Source organism: Anoxybacillus sp. PDR2, assembly GCF_009834045.1.
GTDB classification, from domain to species: Bacteria; Bacillota; Bacilli; order Bacillales; family Anoxybacillaceae; genus Anoxybacteroides; species Anoxybacteroides rupiense.
This window is the reverse complement of the sequence record NZ_CP047158.1, coordinates 3,683,087-3,701,827: the sequence shown is the minus strand read 5'-3', so window position 1 is coordinate 3,701,827 and position 18,741 is coordinate 3,683,087. Positions and strand designations below refer to the sequence as shown.

The following is an 18,741-nucleotide window of genomic DNA, read 5'->3' as shown; positions in this document are numbered from 1 at the left end:
GCTAATCAAGAAAGGGTGTTCAGTATGGAACTATGGTTTACGGAAAAACAGACAGAAAATTTTGGAATTACTGCGAAAATTAAACGCACTTTACATACAGAACAAACGCAATTCCAAAAGCTTGATATGGTGGAAACAGAAGAGTTTGGAAACATGCTGATTCTTGATGGAATGGTCATGACGACGCAAAAGGATGAGTTTGTGTACCATGAAATGGTCGCACACGTTCCTCTGTTCACACATCCAAATCCGGAGAATGTGCTTGTGGTTGGCGGCGGCGATGGTGGAGTCATTCGCGAAGTTCTTAAGCATCCAAGTGTCAAAAAGGCAACACTTGTCGAAATCGATGGCAAAGTCATTGAGTATTCGAAGCAATATCTTCCTGAAATCGCTGGGAAATTAGAGGATTCGCGCGTCGAAGTGAAGGTAGACGATGGGTTTATGCATATTGCGCAAAGTGAAAACGAATACGATGTCATCATGGTAGACTCAACGGAACCGGTTGGTCCTGCAGTCAATTTATTTACAAAAGGCTTCTATGCAGGCATTGCGAAAGCGTTAAAGGAAGATGGCATTTTTGTAGCGCAAACAGACAATCCGTGGTTTAAAGCAGATTTAATTCGCAATGTTCAACGCGATGTACGCGAAATTTTTCCGATTACGCGCCTCTACATTGCCAATATTCCTACGTACCCTAGCGGCATGTGGACATTCACGCTAGGCTCGAAAAAATATGATCCGCTTGCAGTAAGTGATGAACGTTTCCATGAAATCGAAACGAAATATTACACGAAAGAGCTGCATAAAGCATGCTTCGTGTTGCCAAAATTTGTGGCGGATTTAACGAAGTAAAGGAGGGGTGCTTATGCGATTCGATGAAGCGTATTCTGGCAATGTCTTTATTAAAAGCCATCCGAACTTTGAAGAAAGTGAAGCCGTGATTTATGGCATGCCGATGGATTGGACGGTCAGTTACCGTCCCGGCTCCCGTTTTGGCCCGGCACGCATTCGTGAAGTATCAATCGGGCTTGAAGAATACAGCCCATACCTAGATCGTGAGCTGGAAGAGGTCAAATTTTTCGATGCTGGGGACATTCCGCTTCCGTTCGGCAATGCCCAACGGAGCTTGGATATGATTGAAGAGTTTGTAGACCGCATTTTGGCAGCCGATAAATTCCCGCTTGGCATGGGCGGTGAACATTTAGTTTCTTGGCCGGTGATGAAAGCTGTATATAAAAAATATCCCGAGTTGGCGATTATTCATATGGATGCCCATACAGACCTGCGCGAGCAGTATGAAGGCGAACCGCTTTCTCATTCAACGCCAATCCGTAAAATTGCTGAGCTCATTGGACCGCAAAATGTATACTCGTTCGGTATTCGCTCAGGGATGAAAGAGGAATTTCAATGGGCGAAAGAAAACGGCATGTATATTGCTAAATTCGAGGTGTTAGAGCCGCTTAAGCAAGTGCTTCCGACGCTTGCGGGACGTCCTGTATATGTGACGATTGATATTGATGTGCTAGATCCAGCGCACGCACCAGGAACAGGCACCGTAGATTGCGGAGGCATCACGTCAAAAGAGCTGCTGGCTGCCATTCACGAAATCGCACGGTCAGATGTGCATGTAGTCGGTGCTGATTTAGTGGAAGTAGCACCGGTTTATGATCATTCTGAACAAACAGCTAACACAGCAAGCAAACTAATCCGCGAAATGATTCTCGGATGGGTGCAAAAACGAAAATAAACAAGGGGCTGTCCAAAAAGTCAGGGTAACTGACTTTTTGAAGCCCCTCTCATTTTTTTCATTTTTTAAAAAAGTACACAAAAAAATCGTCCTATCCTGTAAAATGAAGGTACCAGCACAACATTCCAGAAAGGACGATTTTTATGAGCAATCAAATGATTACTACTGAAAATTATAACACGCAAATGACACTTTTTCCAGAGACAGAGGAAAAAAAGCCCTCTAAAAGACCATTAGCCCCTACTTTTAAACCCTATGACAATCGTCAAACTCAAGTGATTTTTGATATTGAAGCCCTTATACCAGAACATCACGTCGCACGAGTAGTGGACGAAATGGTGGAATCTGTACCAGATGAGCTATTGTTTTCTCATTATAAAGGTGGTGGCAGAAGTTCCTATCATCCCAAAATGATGCTGAAAATCATTCTGTATAGTTATTCCCAAAAGGTTTATTCCTGCCGTGGAATCGAAAAACTAATAAAAGAAAATCTTCCTGCCATATGGTTAGCTGCGATGCAACAACCCGATTTCCGCACGATCAATGAGTTCCGCGGAGAACGGATGAAAGCCTTGATGGATGAGTTATTTGAAGCCATGATTCTAAAATTGATTGAAGAAAAGTACATCACAATGGAAAACTACTTTTTGGATGGCACCAAGATGGAAGCCAACGCCAATAAGTATTCTTTCGTGTGGAAAAAATCAACAGAGAAATGGGAAGCAACATTAAAAGAAAAAATTCAAGAAACACTTCAGTACATTCAAGAATTAACCCAATTAGAAGCAGGAACAGCACAAAAAGAGGCGAACGAAGATCCAGAAATCACGGAACAGAACTTGGAAGCCATCGCTCAAAAATTAGAAGAAAAAGTCGAAATCCTAACAGAGGAAATCGAACAGGAATCCGATACAAAAGTTCGGAAGGAAAAACGAGCAGAACGCAAGAAATGGAAAAAACCTTTAAAACTGATTCGAGAAAATTTTTTACCTCGACTAGCCAAATACAAGGAGCAGAACGAAATCTTTGGCGATCGTAACAGCTATTCAAAAACGGATAAAGACGCAACTTTTATGCGAATGAAAGAAGATCATATGAAAAATGGTCAACTGAAGCCAGGGTATAATGTGCAAATCGGGACAGAGAATCAGTTTATCTTGTTTTATACCATTCATCAACGACCAACCGATACACGTTGCTTTATCCCACATTTGGAGAAACTGGCGGCTACTTCTTTACCGATGCCCAAAACCATCATCGCGGATGCAGGATATGGCAGTGAAGAAAACTATGTATATGCGATTGGTGATGAGAAAGAGCCTCGATTGGATTTTCTCATTCCTTATGGATCCTATGTACGAGAACAGACACGCAAAGACAAAAAGGATATCAAAAACGCGAAAAACTGGACCTATTGTGAAGAGGATGATTGTTTTATTTGCCCGAATGGAAGGAAAGTAACATTTAAAAAATATCAAAACCAAAAGAATCCATCTGGTTATGAACAAAGCTTCAAAATATACGAATGTGAAGATTGTACAGATTGCCCATTAAAAGCGAAATGCACGAAGGCGAAGGGCAATCGTCAAGTTCACTGGAATACCGTCTTCGAAGAAATGAAAGCGAAGGCAAAAACAGCCCTTGAATGTGAAGAGAAAGCCGCCATCTACGCTCGGCGCAAAGTCGAAGTAGAAAGTGTGTTCGGTCACATCAAGGGCAATCGGTCGTTCCGCAGATTTTCTTTGCGGGGCCTCGACAAAGTACATGTCGAGTTTGGGATTGTGGCGTTAGCCCACAACATACTGAAAGTAGCAGGCATCCGCCAGCTACTTTCGAAGAAAAATCGAAAAAATACAAAAGCAAGTGGAGAAAAACGGCTCGTTTTTCTCCACTTGTTTCATTTTAGGGACTTATCAGACAGCCCCTTTACTTCATACTCACGCCTGCGTCCATTAGAATATATCAATAGTGGACAGTTCAACTGGTCCATTTTTGATAAAATTTTGCTTGAAGTGGCCTTGGAGGCTTGAAAGCATCCGGTTTCAAGCGAGCCGCTTTGTTTTCTTGTCTTCGCACTCTTGAATATCATCACACCATTTCTTATACTTATTAAAGTTATAACATGTTTATAAGGGTGTGTCCAACGATGGAAAAGGCCAACGGAACACCGATCCGTCTGAAGCATGTAACGGATATTCGGGACGGAAGCCGAAAAGAGACAATTGTATTGGAAGCGCATGGTCTATATTACATAAAAGAAAATGCTTCGTATTTAACATTTGAAGAAAGCCAAGACATCGGCAACGTGAAAACCGTTGTAAAAATAACGAAAGATGAGGTCGTCGTGATTCGTTCTGGAGCGGTTCAAATGCGCCATGTGTTTCGAAAAAAGCAAGAAACATCAGGAAACTACCGAACGCCGTTTGGAGTATGGACCATGAAAACGAAAACGGATCATATCGAATATTGGTATGAAGAAAAAACGAAAAAAGGGAAGCTATTTCTATCTTATACATTAGAAATGCAGCATGAGCGAGTGGGTCGCCACGCCGTAACGATCACATTTAGGGAGGAATTATGATGAATATTGTGGAACAGGTGAAGGAGCAGTTAAAGAAAGAAATCAAGCAAGCGGTAATCAAAGCGGGCCTTGCGACAGAACAGGAAGTGCCCAATGTTATTTTAGAGGTGCCAAGAGAAAAGGCTCACGGCGATTACTCGACCAACATGGCGATGCAGCTTGCCAGAGTGGCTAAAAAAGCACCGCGTATGATTGCAGAAGAACTGGTCCGCCATTTTGACAAAACGAAGGCATCGATTGAAAAAATTGAAATTGCCGGTCCTGGGTTCATCAACTTCTACATGGATAATAGCTATTTAACCAACTTAATTCCGCTCATTATTGAAGCAGGCGCATCCTACGGGCAAACGAATGTCGGACAAGGACAGCGCGTGCAGGTCGAGTTTGTATCAGCCAATCCGACTGGGAGCTTGCATTTAGGACACGCGCGTGGAGCCGCTGTTGGTGATTCCTTGTGCAATGTTTTAGAAAAAGCGGGATTTGAAGTGACACGCGAATACTATATTAATGATGCAGGCAATCAAATTTTCAATTTGGCGAAGTCGGTGGAAGCTCGTTATTTCCAAGCGCTTGGCCTTGATAAAGACATGCCGGAGGACGGCTACTATGGCGAAGATATCGTTGAGCTAGGAAAACAGCTGGCTAAAGAGCATGGAGACAAGCTTGTAGCTTTGGACGAAGAGGAACGTTTAAAGCTGTTTCGCGAATACGGCCTAAACTACGAAATGAATAAAATAAAAAAAGATTTGGAGGATTTCCGCGTCCACTTTGATGTATGGTATTCGGAAACATCGTTATATCACAACGGTAAAATCGAAAAAGCGCTGCAAGCGTTGCGAGAGAAAGGGCATATTTATGAGCAGGATGGCGCTACATGGTTCCGTTCGACAGCCTTCGGCGATGATAAAGATCGTGTGCTCATCAAACAAGATGGTTCTTATACGTATTTGCTTCCAGATATCGCCTATCATCAAGATAAACTGCAACGCGGTTTTACGAAGCTGATTAACATTTGGGGAGCCGATCATCATGGCTATATTCCGCGCATGAAAGCGGCCATTGAAGCGCTCGGCTATGATCCGGCGGTATTGGAAGTCGAAATTATTCAGCTAGTAAGCTTATATCAAAATGGCGAGAAAGTAAAAATGAGCAAGCGTACTGGCAAGGCGGTGACGATGCGCGATTTAATGGAAGAAGTTGGCTTGGATGCGACTCGTTATTTCTTTGCGATGCGTTCAAGCGATACCCATTTAGATTTTGATATGGACTTAGCGGTTTCGCAATCGAATGAAAACCCGGTATATTATGCACAATATGCTCATGCGCGTGTCTGCAGCATTCTTCGTCAAGGAGCCGAGCAGAATTTGACATATGAAGGGACACAGAAGCTCGAGTATATTCAATCTGAAAAAGAAATCGAACTCTTGAAAAAGCTTGGCGAGTTTCCGTCTGCTGTTTCTGAAGCGGCTTTGAAGCGCACGCCGCATCGAATTACCAACTATGTTTTTGATCTGGCTTCTGCTTTGCACAGCTTTTACAATGCGGAAAAAGTAATTGATCCGGAAAATAAGGAAAAAAGCCAAGCGCGCTTAGCTCTTGTTAAAGCTGTACAAATCACGCTGCAAAACGCTTTAGCTTTAATTGGCGTGTCGGCGCCAGAAAAAATGTAATCGCCTATTTTATTTTTTGAATATCATATTAAGTGAAACAGGAAATGGATATATTTGTATTGAAGGCAACACAAATATATCCATTTTTTTGACTCCTCATTTTGCAGAGAGTATGTTAAGATGTGTAAGGGCTGTCGATAAAAGTAGATATATGTCGAAAAATGGACAGCGAACATGAACGGAGGAGAATGTCATGAAAGAAGTAATTATATCATTACTGACCGGCATGGTCGTCGGTTTTTTATTTACCCTATTTCGTCTGCCGATTCCAGCTCCGCCGGCGCTGGCGGGAATTTCAGGAATTATTGGCGTTTATCTCGGCATGAAAGTATTTCAGTGGCTGAGTGTATTTTGGAAATAAAAATGTTGGGGAAAAAGCCCCAACATTTTTTATAGCCATTCAGAAAGAAGGAGAGATAGCGATTCTTTGCCGCGGTCCCATATGGTTCGTTTTTTCCAAAAATCGATCGTCAATCGTTCAGAGCGGGAAAGGTCGCGTTTAATCACCTGATGCATGTGCTGCATAAAGGAACGGTCATAAATCAAGCAATTCATTTCGCCATTTAAAAACAAGCTGCGCTTATCGAAATTAGCGGTGCCAATATCGCATACGCGATCATCGATCATGATCGTTTTCGCATGGTAAAATCCTTGATAAAAACGATAAATTTCCGCTCCCGCATTTAATAAGCGGTAGAAATAGGGAAAGGCGGCTTCCTTGACAAATAGATGATCCGCTTTGAGCGGAACGAGAATGGTCACCGCGACTTGGCGTTCTAATGCGTCAAGCAACGCGTTCATTACTTTAGCACTAGGAATAAAATAAGGGGAACCGATGATGATTTGCTGCTGTGCTTGGCGGATCAGCGCAATGAATTCATTTTCAAGTCCTTGCCCATTTGTCGCAATGAACTGATGGGTAATGGGGCCTTTATCTGCTCGTGGAAAGTACAGCTGGCGTGTCGTGAGCTTTTCTTTTGTCGCGGCTTCCCAATCATCAAAAAACTGTGTTTGCAAATCCGCTACCCCTTCTCCGGTTATTTTTAAATGATAATCACGCCAATCTCCAAAATCCGTATCCTGGCCAATGTACTCTTTGCCAATGTTGAAACCGCCAACATAGCCAATCATTCCGTCAATTACGGTTATTTTTCGATGATTTCTGCGATTTAGCTTGTAAAAGAAATAAGGGAATGTAGGTTTTCGGCTATAGACAAACTGGACACCACTTTTTCGTAGAGAACGAATAATTGATTTAGGAAGTCCAAAGCTGCCGATCCAGTCTACAAGCAAACGGACTTCCACTCCTTCTCTTGCCTTTTGCTGTAAAAGAGAAAAAAAATATTGACTAATGTCGTCCGTTTTGACAATATAAAACAAAATATGAATATGATTTTTTGCTTGTTCGATTGTTTGGAAATAATCGAAGAATAAATGTTTTCCATTGGTAAACAGCTCTATGTTGCCTTGGCGCATCGGGTATTCTTTTTTGGCATTTCCGCTTGTCCGTCTGCGCCCTATTTGTACATCTATTATAATCAGTACAACGAAAATGACAATGACCCACAAAATCATCATTGTACGTTCCTCCTGTCTGCATCGATCGTTATTAATGTTCCCTAAATGAAAAAAATTAGCACCTACCCCAGCAAAACGTTGTTGACTGAATGCTCATTCATTATTAAAATAAAGCCAAGGGGTATAATTCTGAAAATTTCTTTTGTTATTAATATTGTTTTTATTGTTAATGGAAAAACAAGGGGGAAAGGAGCATTAGAAATATGAATGCGTTATTAGTGATTAACTTCCTTGCGTTTTTGCTTGTAACCGCTTACGCTGTGTATTTATTTGCGTATCTTGTAAAAACGCGCATTGCTTACATTAAGCTAGGAAAGAAAGTGGAATTTGACCAAAAGGTAAAAGAAAGGCTAGATAAAATTTGGGTGAATGTATTCGGGCAGAAAAAGCTTTTGAAGGATAAAAAAAGCGGTTTAATCCATGTCGTTTTTTTCTATGGATTTATTCTTGTTCAATTTGGGGCTATTGATTTTATTATGAAAGGAATTGTACCAGGAGCCCATCTTCCATTAGGGCCGCTTTATCCAGGATTTACGTTTTTCCAAGAAATCGTGACTCTCCTCATTTTAATTGCCGTATTTTGGGCGTTTTATCGCCGATATATTGAAAAGCTTGTGCGCTTAAAACGCGATTTCAAGGCTGGATTAGTGTTAATTTTTATCGGGGGGCTTATGCTTTCTGTGTTGTTTGGAAATGGCATGTCCATGATTTGGCACGCCGAGGAAGCAACATGGAGCGAACCGATCGCCTCTCTTGTCGCTGGTGCGTTTTTCTGGGTAGGAAAAACAGGAGCGACTGTACTTTTCTATGTCGCATGGTGGATTCACTTGCTGATCCTGCTTACCTTCTTAGTATATGTCCCTCAGTCGAAGCATGCACACTTAATTGCAGGTCCAGTGAATGTCTTCTTTAGTCGTTTATCCCGACCAAAGCTTGAGAAAATTAATTTTGAAGATGAGACACAGGAATCATTTGGCGTTGGAAAAATTGAAGACTTTAAGCAAACGCAGCTGATCGATTTATATGCTTGTGTGGAATGCGGCCGATGTACGAACATGTGCCCAGCCACAGGAACGGGCAAAATGCTTTCGCCGATGGACTTAATTTTAAAGCTGCGCGATCATTTAACGGAAACAGGAGCGGCTGTGACCTCCAAAGCTCCATGGGTGCCGGCATTTGCGTTTAAAAATACGCGAGGCAATCAGCTGGCGTTTGCCGCACAAGGCTTGCAGGAGCAAGCAGCTACGCTCGAAATGCCAAGCTTAATTGGCGATGTCATTACTGAAGAAGAAATTTGGGCCTGTACGACATGCCGTAACTGTGAAGATCAGTGCCCAGTCATGAATGAACATGTCGATAAAATTATCGATCTTCGCCGTTATCTTGTATTAACAGAAGGAAAAATGAATCCCGATGCCCAACGTGCCATGACCAATATTGAGCGCCAAGGAAATCCATGGGGGCTCAATCGAAAAGAGAAAGAAAATTGGCGGGAGCTGCGCGAGGATGCTCATATTCCGACGGTGAAGGAAATGCAAAAAGCCGGCGAAGAATTTGAATATTTATTGTGGGTTGGTTCAATGGGCGCATTTGATAATCGAAGCCAAAAAATCGCTTTAGCATTTGCGCGCTTATTAAACGAAGCAGGCGTCAAGTTCGCCATTTTAGGAAATAAAGAGAAAAACTCCGGTGATACCCCACGCCGGCTCGGAAATGAATTTTTATTCCAAGAATTAGTGAATAACAATATCGCTGAATTTGAAAAAGCAGGTGTCAAAAAGATTGTAACAATTGATCCACATGCTTATAACACATTTAAAAATGAATATCCGGATTTTGGATTCGAAGCAGAGGTTTATCATCATACGGAACTTCTTGCCAAGCTTGTGGAGGAAGGGCGATTAGTACCGAAATATGAAGTGAATGAAACCGTTACGTTCCATGACTCTTGCTATCTTGGGCGCTACAACGAAGTATATGAGCAGCCGCGCAGCGTTTTGCGAGCGATTCCAGGCGTCAAGCTTGTAGAAATGGAACGCAACCGCGAAAAAGGAATGTGCTGTGGCGCCGGTGGCGGTCTCATGTGGATGGAGGAAACGACAGGAACGCGCATTAACGTTGCACGTACGGAACAGGCATTGGCTGTCAATCCAACGGTGATCAGTTCCGGCTGCCCATATTGCTTAACGATGCTGACGGATGGAACAAAAGCGAAGGAAGTAGAGGAAAAAGTGGCGACGTATGATATTGCCGAGCTTTTAGAAAAAGCGGTATTTGGTGACGAAAACCAAAAGGATATGGTATCTTAAAAAAAATTGAATAAATAATTCGTATTTTTAAAAATAATTAGTATAATAGAAGAGGGAGGTGTGCGAAATGTACACCTTTCTCCTAGTCTATTGTATCGAGCGAGCGTTCAGTCTGTGTTTTGTAATCGCTTTCTAAATTCGAACAGTCCATCGTACAGACTGCTGACACTTAAACATGGCTTAAGTGGATAAATATCGTTCAAAGGGGAGAGGAAGATGGGAAAAACGGTTATTTTAAGCGGAGTGCGTACGCCGTTTGGAAAATTTGGCGGAGGACTTAGCTCATTAACGGCTTCACAATTAGGCGGGATCGCTATTAAGGAAGCGCTTCATCGGGCTAATCTTAGCGCTGAGCAAATTGATGAGGTCATTTTAGGAACGGTTCTACAAGGAGGGCAAGGACAGCTCCCTTCACGCCAAGCGGCTCGCTATGCCGGAATTCCGTGGGAAGTGCGCACGGAGACGATTAATAAAGTATGTGCCTCTGGTATGCGGAGCGTAACATTGGCTGACCAAATCATCCGCGCTGGAGATGGCGAAGTGATTGTCGCCGGAGGAATGGAATCCATGAGCAATGCACCGTATGTTTTACCAAAGGCACGCTGGGGGCTCCGCATGGGCGATTCGACAGTAAAAGATTTAATGGTGTATGACGGTCTCACATGCAGCTTTACCGGTGTCCATATGGGCATATATGGAAGCGAGACGGCCAAAGAATTAGAAATTTCCCGGCAGCATCAAGACGAGTGGGCGTATCGCAGCCATCAACGCGCGATCGCGGCGATCGAGGCAGGGTTGTTAGCAGAAGAAATTGTACCGGTTGAAATACCGCAACGCAAGGGTGGAACGCTGTTGGTGGAGCATGATGAATCACCGCGTAAAGATACATCGCTTGATAAATTAGCAAAACTGTCTCCTGTATTTGATCCGTCTGGCACGATTACAGCCGGCAACGCTCCAGGAGTGAATGACGGAGCAGCTGCGCTTGTTTTAATGAGCGAAGAACGAGCGCTAAGAGAAGGAAGAAAGCCGTTAGCGACCATTATCGGTCATGCTGCGATAGCTGTTGAGGCAAAGGACTTCCCAAAAACACCAGGGCTTGTCATTAATGAATTGCTCAGAAAAACAGGAAAAAAAGCGGAGGAAGTCGATTTGTTTGAGATTAATGAAGCGTTTTCAGCAGTCGCTTTAGCCAGCATCAAGATTGCTGGATTAGACCCTGAAAAAGTGAATGTGAATGGCGGGGCGGTCGCACTAGGACATCCGATTGGTGCAAGCGGCGCGCGGATTATTATCACGCTAATTCATGAATTGCAGCGTCGCGGCGGCGGCATCGGAATTGCGGCTATTTGTAGCGGCGGCGGTCAAGGGGATGCCATTATGGTACAAGTATAAACATTATCAAGGCCCGCAGCTGTACATGGAATGAATAGTGTGGAAAATAAGCCCTGTAGACAGAGCGGGCCATTCTTGACAAGAGGCCAATCGCGATTGATCGACCTATTTCAATGCTGAAGATTTTACAAAAAGTTTGATTGATGGAGGATAGAAAGATGGATGTAAAAAAAGTAATGGTAATTGGTGCAGGTCAAATGGGATCAGGTATTGCGCAAGTATGTGCCATGGCTGGATATGATGTGTTTTTGCATGATTTAAAACAGGAATATGTAGATCGCGGCCTTGCTACGATTTCAAAAAATCTAACGCGACAAGTCGAAAAAGGAAAGCTGACTGAAGACGAAAAAGCAAGTATCTTGCATCGCCTTACCCCTTCTCTAGATCTACAACATGCAAGCGAAGTAGATTTAGTCATTGAAGCCGTTGTGGAAAATATGGAAGTGAAAACAAAGCTGTTTGCGCAGCTTGATGAATTGGCCCCTGCGCATGCCATTTTAGCAACGAATACATCCTCGCTTCCGATTACAGAAATCGCCGCAGCAACAAAACGACCAGAGAAAGTGATTGGCATGCATTTTATGAATCCAGTTCCTGTTATGAAGCTTGTCGAAATTATTCGGGGGCTGGCAACCGCTGAAGAAGTCTATCAAACGATTGAAGATATGACCCACAAGCTCAATAAAGTACCTGTCGAAGTAAACGATTTCCCAGGATTTATTTCAAACCGCATTTTAATGCCGATGATTAATGAAGCGATTTATGCGCTATATGAAGGCGTAGCGACAAAAGAGGCGATTGATGAGGTAATGAAGCTCGGTATGAATCATCCGATGGGACCATTAACCCTAGCAGATTTTATCGGCTTAGATACATGCCTTTATATTATGGAAACGCTTCACGAAGGATTTGGCGATGATAAATATCGTCCGTGCCCGCTGTTGCGCAAGTACGTAAAGGCTGGATGGCTTGGACGCAAAACAGGAAAAGGCTTCTACACATATGAATAACCAACAGATGGTTTGACAGTATCCAACAAAGAGGGTGACAAACATGAATTTACATTTTACAGAAGAACAAGAAATGATGCGCAAGATGGTCAGAGAGTTCGCAGAAAGTGAAATTACCCCGTTTGTAGAGCAAATGGAGAAAGGAGAATTCCCGCGCCCCATCCTCAGCAAGATGGCGGAGCTCGGTTTAATGGGAATTACGATTCCAGAAGAGTACGGCGGGGCAGGAATGGATTTTGTTTCGTATATTATTGCGATTCATGAAATTTCAAAAGTCAGCGCAACGGTCGGCGTGATTTTATCTGTGCATACATCTGTCGGCACGAATCCTATTCTTTACTTTGGAACGGAGGAGCAAAAAAGAAAATATGTGCCGAAGCTTGCAAGCGGTGAATATTTAGGAGCCTTTTGCTTAACAGAGCCGAGCGCAGGTTCAGATGCGAAAAGCTTAAAGACAAAGGCCGTTCGCCAAGGAGATTATTATATCTTAAACGGTTCAAAAGTGTTTATCACAAACGGCGGGGAAGCAGATACGTATATTGTATTTGCCCGCACAAATCCAGACGAAACAGGAAGCCGAGGCATTTCTGCTTTTATTGTGGAAAAGGATACGCCAGGATTTATCATCGGAAAAGATGAAAAGAAAATGGGGCTTCACGGTTCACGAACCGTACAAATCTCTTTTGAAGATGCGAAAGTGCCAGCGGAAAATTTATTGGGCGAAGAAGGACAAGGCTTTAAAATCGCCATGGCCAACCTTGATGTTGGGCGCATCGGCATTGCTGCCCAATCGCTCGGTATTGCGGAAGCAGCGCTTGAGCATGCAACGGCTTATGCAAAGGAAAGAATCCAATTCGGCAAACCGATCGCTGAACAGCAAGGAGTGGGGTTTAAACTTGCTGATATGGCGACAGCGACGGAGGCTGCCAAGCTGCTCGTTTATCGTGCTGCCTTTTTGCGCGCAAATGGAATTCCGTGCGGCAAAGAAGCATCAATGGCTAAGCTGTTTGCATCGCGAGCGGCTATGGAAAATGCCATTGAAGCGGTACAAATTTTCGGGGGGAACGGATACACCGAAGATTATCCGGTAGAGCGCTTATTCCGTGATGCAAAAATTTGTGAAATTTACGAAGGAACAAGTGAAATTCAACGGTTAGTGATTAGTAAACAATTATAAAAACGGGGGAGAGGACATGAATTTCCAATTAACAGAAGAGCATGAAATGATACGAAAAATGGTGCGGGATTTTGCCAAAAATGAAGTCGCGCCAACAGCGGCAGAGCGCGATGAAGAGGAGCGCTTTGACCGCAGTATTTTCGATAAAATGGCCGAGCTTGGCTTAACCGGCATTCCATGGCCGGAAGAATACGGCGGCATTGGCAGTGATTATTTAGCTTATGTGATTGCTGTGGAAGAGCTATCAAGAGTTTGCGCTTCGACAGGCGTAACATTGTCGGCCCACATTTCTTTGGCAAGCTGGCCTATTTATAAATTTGGTACTGAGGAGCAAAAACAAAAGTATTTACGCGCTCTTGCAACTGGCGAAAAACTTGGAGCTTACGGCCTTTCGGAGCCAGGGGCAGGATCGGATGTTTCTTCCATGAAAACGCGGGCGGTGCTTGACGGGGATCACTACGTGCTAAACGGCTCGAAAGTATGGATTACGAACGGCGGAGAAGCGGAAATTTATGTTGTATTCGCGGTGACAGACCCAGAGAAAAAGCATAAAGGCATTAGCGCGTTTATTGTAGAAAAAGGAACACCAGGATTTTCGATTGGCAAAAAAGAGAAAAAACTTGGTATCCGTTCTTCGCCAACAACCGAGCTTATTTTTGAAGATTGCCGCATTCCGAAGGAAAATCTTCTCGGTCAAGAAGGGGAAGGCTTTAAAATTGCCATGATGACATTAGATGGCGGGCGCAACGGCATCGCTGCACAAGCAGTAGGCATCGCGCAAGGAGCATTGGATGCGGCGGTGGAATATGCAAAAGAACGCGTTCAATTTGGCAAACCGATCATCGAGCAGCAGGGAGTCGGATTTAAGTTGGCGGATATGGCGACAGCCGTTGAGGCGTCTCGCTTGTTAACCTACCAAGCAGCATGGCTAGAATCCAATGGTCTTCCATATGGCAAAGCTTCAGCGATGGCCAAACTGTTTGCTGGAGACACAGCGATGAAAGTAACGGTAGATGCGGTTCAAGTTTTTGGTGGATATGGATATACAAAAGATTATCCAGTCGAACGTTTTATGCGTGACGCGAAAATTACGCAAATTTATGAAGGAACACAAGAAATTCAACGAATTGTCATTTCAAGAATGCTCACAAAAGAATAAGCGGAGCGATCCACGATGAATATGAAAAAACGAGAAGTCCCAGCATCTGTAAAGGATGAACGCCTTGTGAAAAAAAGGCGCAATGAAATGATTAAAGGGGCCATTTCCCTTTTTAAGCAAAAAGGATTTCATCGTACCACAACAAGAGAAATTGCGAAAGCATCAGGGTTTAGCATCGGAACTTTATATGAATATATCCGTCAAAAAGAAGATGTGCTGTATTTAGTGTGTGACCGCATTTACGATGAAGTACGCGAACGGATGGAAAAGGACATTGATACTCATCATGGAACAATTGAAAGCTTTAAATTGGCGATCGCTCATTACTTTAGGGTGGTCAATGAATTGCAGGACGAAGTCCTTGTCATGTACCAAGAAGCAAAATCATTAACGAAAGATTCGCTCCCATATGTTCTTAATAAAGAACTACAAATGGTCGGAATGTTTGAAAATATTTTGCAGGCTTGTGTGCAAAATGGCGTGTTTGAATTAACAGAACAAGAAATTCAGCTGTTTGCCCATAACATTTTTGTGCTAGGGCAAATGTGGGCGTTTCGCCGTTGGGCGCTGCACAAAATGTATACATTGGAAGAATATATTGAATTGCAGACGGATTTGTTATTAAGGGGTATTTTGGAAAAACGGTCATAATGACAATAAGGGGGAGAGAGGATGGCTCACATTTACCGTCCGAAACATCATGTTCGTTTTGTGACAGCCTCTAGCTTATTTGATGGCCATGACGCTTCAATTAATATTATGCGCCGCATTTTACAAACAAGCGGCGCCGAAGTCATTCATCTAGGGCATAACCGCTCGGCAGAAGAGATTGTCAATGCGGCCATTCAAGAAGATGTTCAAGGCATTGCTGTTTCTTCTTATCAAGGAGGACACGTCGAATTTTTTAAATATATGTATGATCTGTTGCAGGAAAGAGGCGCTTCCCACATCCGCATTTATGGCGGAGGGGGCGGCGTCATTATTCCTAGGGAAATAAAAGAGTTACATGACTATGGAATTGCCCGCATTTTTTCGCCAGAAGACGGTCGTGTTCTCGGCTTACAGGGAATGATCAATGTCATGTTGGAAGAGTGTGATTTTCCAACGGTTCGAACGATCACGGATGAACTTGAACGCTTGCCAAATGGCGACGTTCAAGCGGTTGCCCGCCTGATTACCTTATGTGAAAATCGGATGGATACGGCAACAGAAGTCGCCGCTGCTGCGGAGACGGTTCTTGATAAAATAAAAGAGCTGACAAAACCTGTTCCGGTTGTAGGGATTACAGGAACGGGGGGAGCAGGAAAAAGCTCGTTAACCGATGAATTAATACGCCGCTTTTTAAATGAAATTCCGGATAAAAAGGTGGCTATTTTATCAGTTGACCCAACGAAGCAAAAAACAGGTGGTGCGCTATTAGGAGACCGCATTCGTATGAATTCCATTCATTCTCCGCGAGTCTATATGCGCAGCCTAGCCACTCGTAGCTCTCGTTCTGAGCTTTCATTGGCGATTCAAGATGCCATTGAAGTCGCAAAAGCGGCCGGTTTTGATTTAATCATTGTTGAAACGAGCGGAATCGGTCAAGGGGATGCTGCGATTACCGAAGTATGTGATATTTCCATGTATGTCATGACGAGCGAATTCGGTGCGCCGACACAGCTTGAAAAAATTGACATGATCGATTATGCAGATTTAATCGTGATCAACAAATTTGAGCGCAAAGGTTCTGAAGATGCAAAGCGCCAGGTGCAAAAGCAATATCAGCGCAGCCATCAATTGTTTGATAAAGATTTATCAGAAATGCCGGTATATGGAACGATTGCAAGCCAATTTAATGATCCGGGCACGAATACATTGTTTGTCGCTTTAATTGATCTGATCAATAAAAAAGCGGGAACGAACTGGACAACAACGCTTGAATCGGTGGCAGATGTTCAAAAACAAAATGTGATTATTCCGAATGATCGCCGCTATTATTTGCGTGAAATCGCTGATACCGTTCGCTCTTATCACAAAAAATCTGAGCAGCAAGCCGATGTGGCTCGGCGGTTGTTCCAATTAGAAGGGGCCATTGAAGCCGTCAAAGAGCGTGAACGAAACGAGGAAGTGCTCGCCTCGCTCGAAGCGTTAAAGCAACATTATGAAAATCAATTAACAGCGGAATCTAAGCAAATTCTTGCCTCATGGGAAGAGCTTAAAGCGAAATATGCAGCCAAGCAATTTGTGACAAAAATTCGCGATAAGGAAATTGTGACAGACTTAACGACGAAAAGCTTGGCCGGCTTAGATATTCCAAAAGTAGCACTGCCGAAATTTAAAGATTATGGGGAAATTTTACGATGGGTATATAAGGAGAATGTACCGGGTTTCTTTCCATATACAGCTGGCGTATTCCCGTTCAAGCGCCAAGGGGAAGATCCGAAGCGGCAATTTGCTGGCGAAGGCACGCCAGAACGGACGAACCGCCGTTTTCACTATCTCTGTAAAGATGATCCGGCGAAGCGCTTAAGTACGGCTTTTGATTCGGTCACCTTGTATGGAGAAGATCCGCAATATCGTCCTGATATTTTTGGGAAAGTAGGCGAAAGTGGTGTAAGCGTTTGTACGCTTGATGATATGAAGAAGTTGTATAAAGGCTTTGATTTATGCCATCCATCAACCTCTGTTTCCATGACCATCAATGGTCCAGCGCCCATTATTTTGGCGATGTTTATGAATACGGCAATTGAACAGCAAGTGGAAAAACGAGAAGAAGAATTAGGCCGTCCATTAACAGAGGCAGAATATGAAGAAGTGAAGGCTTGGACGCTGCAAACCGTGCGCGGCACGGTGCAAGCGGATATTTTAAAAGAGGATCAAGGACAAAACACATGCATCTTCTCGACAGAATTTGCGTTAAAAATGATGGGAGATATTCAAGAATACTTTATTAAAAACAAAGTGCGCAACTACTATTCCGTTTCGATCTCCGGCTATCATATCGCCGAAGCAGGAGCGAATCCGATTACACAGCTCGCGTTTACGTTGGCGAACGGCTTCACGTATGTTGAATATTATTTAAGCCGGGGCATGCATATTGACGATTTTGCACCAAACCTTTCCTTCTTCTTTAGCAACGGATTAGATCCTGAATATACGGTAATCGGGCGTGTGGCTCGCCGTATTTGGTCCGTTGTTATGCGTGAAAAATACGGCGCAAATGAGCGCAGCCAGAAGTTAAAATATCACGTGCAAACATCCGGGCGCTCTCTGCATGCACAGGAAATTGATTTTAATGACATTCGAACAACGCTTCAAGCGCTAATGGCGCTTCATGATAACTGTAACTCGCTTCATACAAACGCGTATGATGAAGCGATCACAACACCAACCGAAGAGTCGGTCCGTCGTGCGATGGCGATTCAGCTCATTATTACAAAAGAGCACGGTTTAACGAAAAACGAAAATCCATTGCAAGGATCATTTATTATTGAAGAATTAACCGATTTGGTTGAAGAAGCGGTATTAAAAGAATTTGAGCGCCTCAATGACCGCGGCGGTGTATTAGGCGCGATGGAAATGCAATACCAACGTGGCAAAATTCAAGATGAATCCATGTACTATGAAATGAAAAAGCATAGCGGCGAACTTCCGATTATTGGCGTGAACACCTATTTAAATCCGAATCCGCCATCAGAAGAAGAGCTCAACAGCATCGAATTAGCTCGAGCATCATACGAAGAAAAAGAATTGCAAATTAAGAACTTGCAAGCATTCCAAGAACGCAATCGAGATAAGGCCGAAGAAGCGTTAAATCGCTTGAAGCACGCAGCAGTAAGCGGAGGTAATATTTTTGAAGAGTTGATGGAGACGGTTAAAGTCGCAAGTCTTGGTCAAATTACAAAAGCATTATATGAAGTGGGCGGACAATACCGCCGCAATATGTAATCAAACCATCGCAGGCTGATCCATTGTATTGGATCAGCCCATTTTTCGCTGAAAAAATTTTAGAAACTATTGATTCAGAGCTAGCATAAACAAAGAGAATTTGTTTATAATGAATGGTATGTATTCCAAGTGCATTCATTCATTTTTATCGGTAGGGAAGTTTATTACATAGAAAGGGAGTGCCG

14 protein-coding genes are annotated in these 18,741 nt (G+C 43.3%); 13 read left to right on the top strand and 1 reads right to left on the bottom strand.

Annotation, left to right across the window (positions count from 1 at the left end; translation table 11 throughout):
- Positions 1-24 precede the first annotated feature (24 nt).
- From speE to GRQ40_RS17800, 6 genes are all read left to right on the top strand, one after another.
- Entirely contained in the window at positions 25-852 is an 828-nt protein-coding gene (gene speE / locus GRQ40_RS17825; protein ID WP_044741509.1) for a polyamine aminopropyltransferase, read from the top strand.
- 13 nt (positions 853-865) lie between these two features.
- On the top strand, positions 866-1,747 hold the full coding sequence (speB, locus tag GRQ40_RS17820) for an agmatinase (protein ID WP_159720644.1): 882 nt from the start codon (positions 866-868) through the stop codon (positions 1,745-1,747).
- A gap of 185 nt (positions 1,748-1,932) precedes the next feature.
- A complete protein-coding gene (locus tag GRQ40_RS17815; RefSeq protein WP_370514209.1) occupies positions 1,933-3,777 on the top strand; it encodes an IS1182 family transposase in 1,845 nt (614 codons plus the stop codon).
- 116 nt (positions 3,778-3,893) lie between these two features.
- Entirely contained in the window at positions 3,894-4,328 is a 435-nt protein-coding gene (locus GRQ40_RS17810; protein ID WP_066150680.1) for a YwiB family protein, read from the top strand.
- Positions 4,328-5,998, top strand: coding sequence for an arginine--tRNA ligase (gene argS, locus GRQ40_RS17805; RefSeq protein ID WP_080862197.1), 1,671 nt, complete (start codon positions 4,328-4,330; stop codon positions 5,996-5,998). Before GRQ40_RS17810 ends, argS begins: the two co-directional genes overlap by 1 nt.
- 193 nt (positions 5,999-6,191) lie before the next feature.
- On the top strand, positions 6,192-6,359 hold the full coding sequence (locus GRQ40_RS17800; RefSeq protein ID WP_066150676.1) for a XapX domain-containing protein: 168 nt from the start codon (positions 6,192-6,194) through the stop codon (positions 6,357-6,359).
- A gap of 29 nt (positions 6,360-6,388) precedes the next feature.
- Here the strand turns inward: GRQ40_RS17800 and cls are convergent, their stop codons facing one another.
- Complete coding sequence (cls, locus tag GRQ40_RS17795; RefSeq protein WP_066150674.1) at positions 6,389-7,576, bottom strand: cardiolipin synthase; 1,188 nt, start codon at positions 7,574-7,576, stop codon at positions 6,389-6,391.
- A gap of 203 nt (positions 7,577-7,779) precedes the next feature.
- Between cls and GRQ40_RS17790 the strand changes: the two genes are divergently transcribed.
- The 7 genes from GRQ40_RS17790 (at position 7,780) to icmF (ending at position 18,556) form a co-directional block, all read left to right on the top strand.
- The gene (locus tag GRQ40_RS17790) at positions 7,780-9,885 is read left to right on the top strand and encodes a heterodisulfide reductase-related iron-sulfur binding cluster (protein ID WP_159720642.1); all 2,106 of its coding nucleotides are present in this window, start codon (positions 7,780-7,782) and stop codon (positions 9,883-9,885) included.
- 216 nt (positions 9,886-10,101) lie between these two features.
- Entirely contained in the window at positions 10,102-11,280 is a 1,179-nt protein-coding gene (locus GRQ40_RS17785; RefSeq protein WP_159720640.1) for an acetyl-CoA C-acetyltransferase, read from the top strand.
- Positions 11,281-11,438: 158 nt separating this feature from the next.
- On the top strand, positions 11,439-12,290 hold the full coding sequence (locus GRQ40_RS17780) for a 3-hydroxybutyryl-CoA dehydrogenase (RefSeq protein ID WP_159720638.1): 852 nt from the start codon (positions 11,439-11,441) through the stop codon (positions 12,288-12,290).
- A 43-nt stretch (positions 12,291-12,333) separates the two neighbouring features.
- Complete coding sequence (locus GRQ40_RS17775) at positions 12,334-13,467, top strand: acyl-CoA dehydrogenase (RefSeq protein ID WP_159720636.1); 1,134 nt, start codon at positions 12,334-12,336, stop codon at positions 13,465-13,467.
- Positions 13,468-13,483: 16 nt separating this feature from the next.
- Positions 13,484-14,626 carry an acyl-CoA dehydrogenase gene (locus GRQ40_RS17770; protein WP_044741519.1) on the top strand — a complete coding sequence of 381 codons (1,143 nt, stop codon included), beginning with the start codon at positions 13,484-13,486 and terminating at the stop codon, positions 14,624-14,626.
- A gap of 21 nt (positions 14,627-14,647) precedes the next feature.
- Positions 14,648-15,277: a TetR/AcrR family transcriptional regulator gene (locus tag GRQ40_RS17765; protein WP_044741591.1), complete on the top strand. Its 630-nt coding sequence runs from the start codon at positions 14,648-14,650 to the stop codon at positions 15,275-15,277.
- Between the two features lie 21 nt (positions 15,278-15,298).
- Complete coding sequence (gene icmF, locus GRQ40_RS17760; protein WP_159720634.1) at positions 15,299-18,556, top strand: fused isobutyryl-CoA mutase/GTPase IcmF; 3,258 nt, start codon at positions 15,299-15,301, stop codon at positions 18,554-18,556.
- Positions 18,557-18,741: the final 185 nt, after the last annotated feature.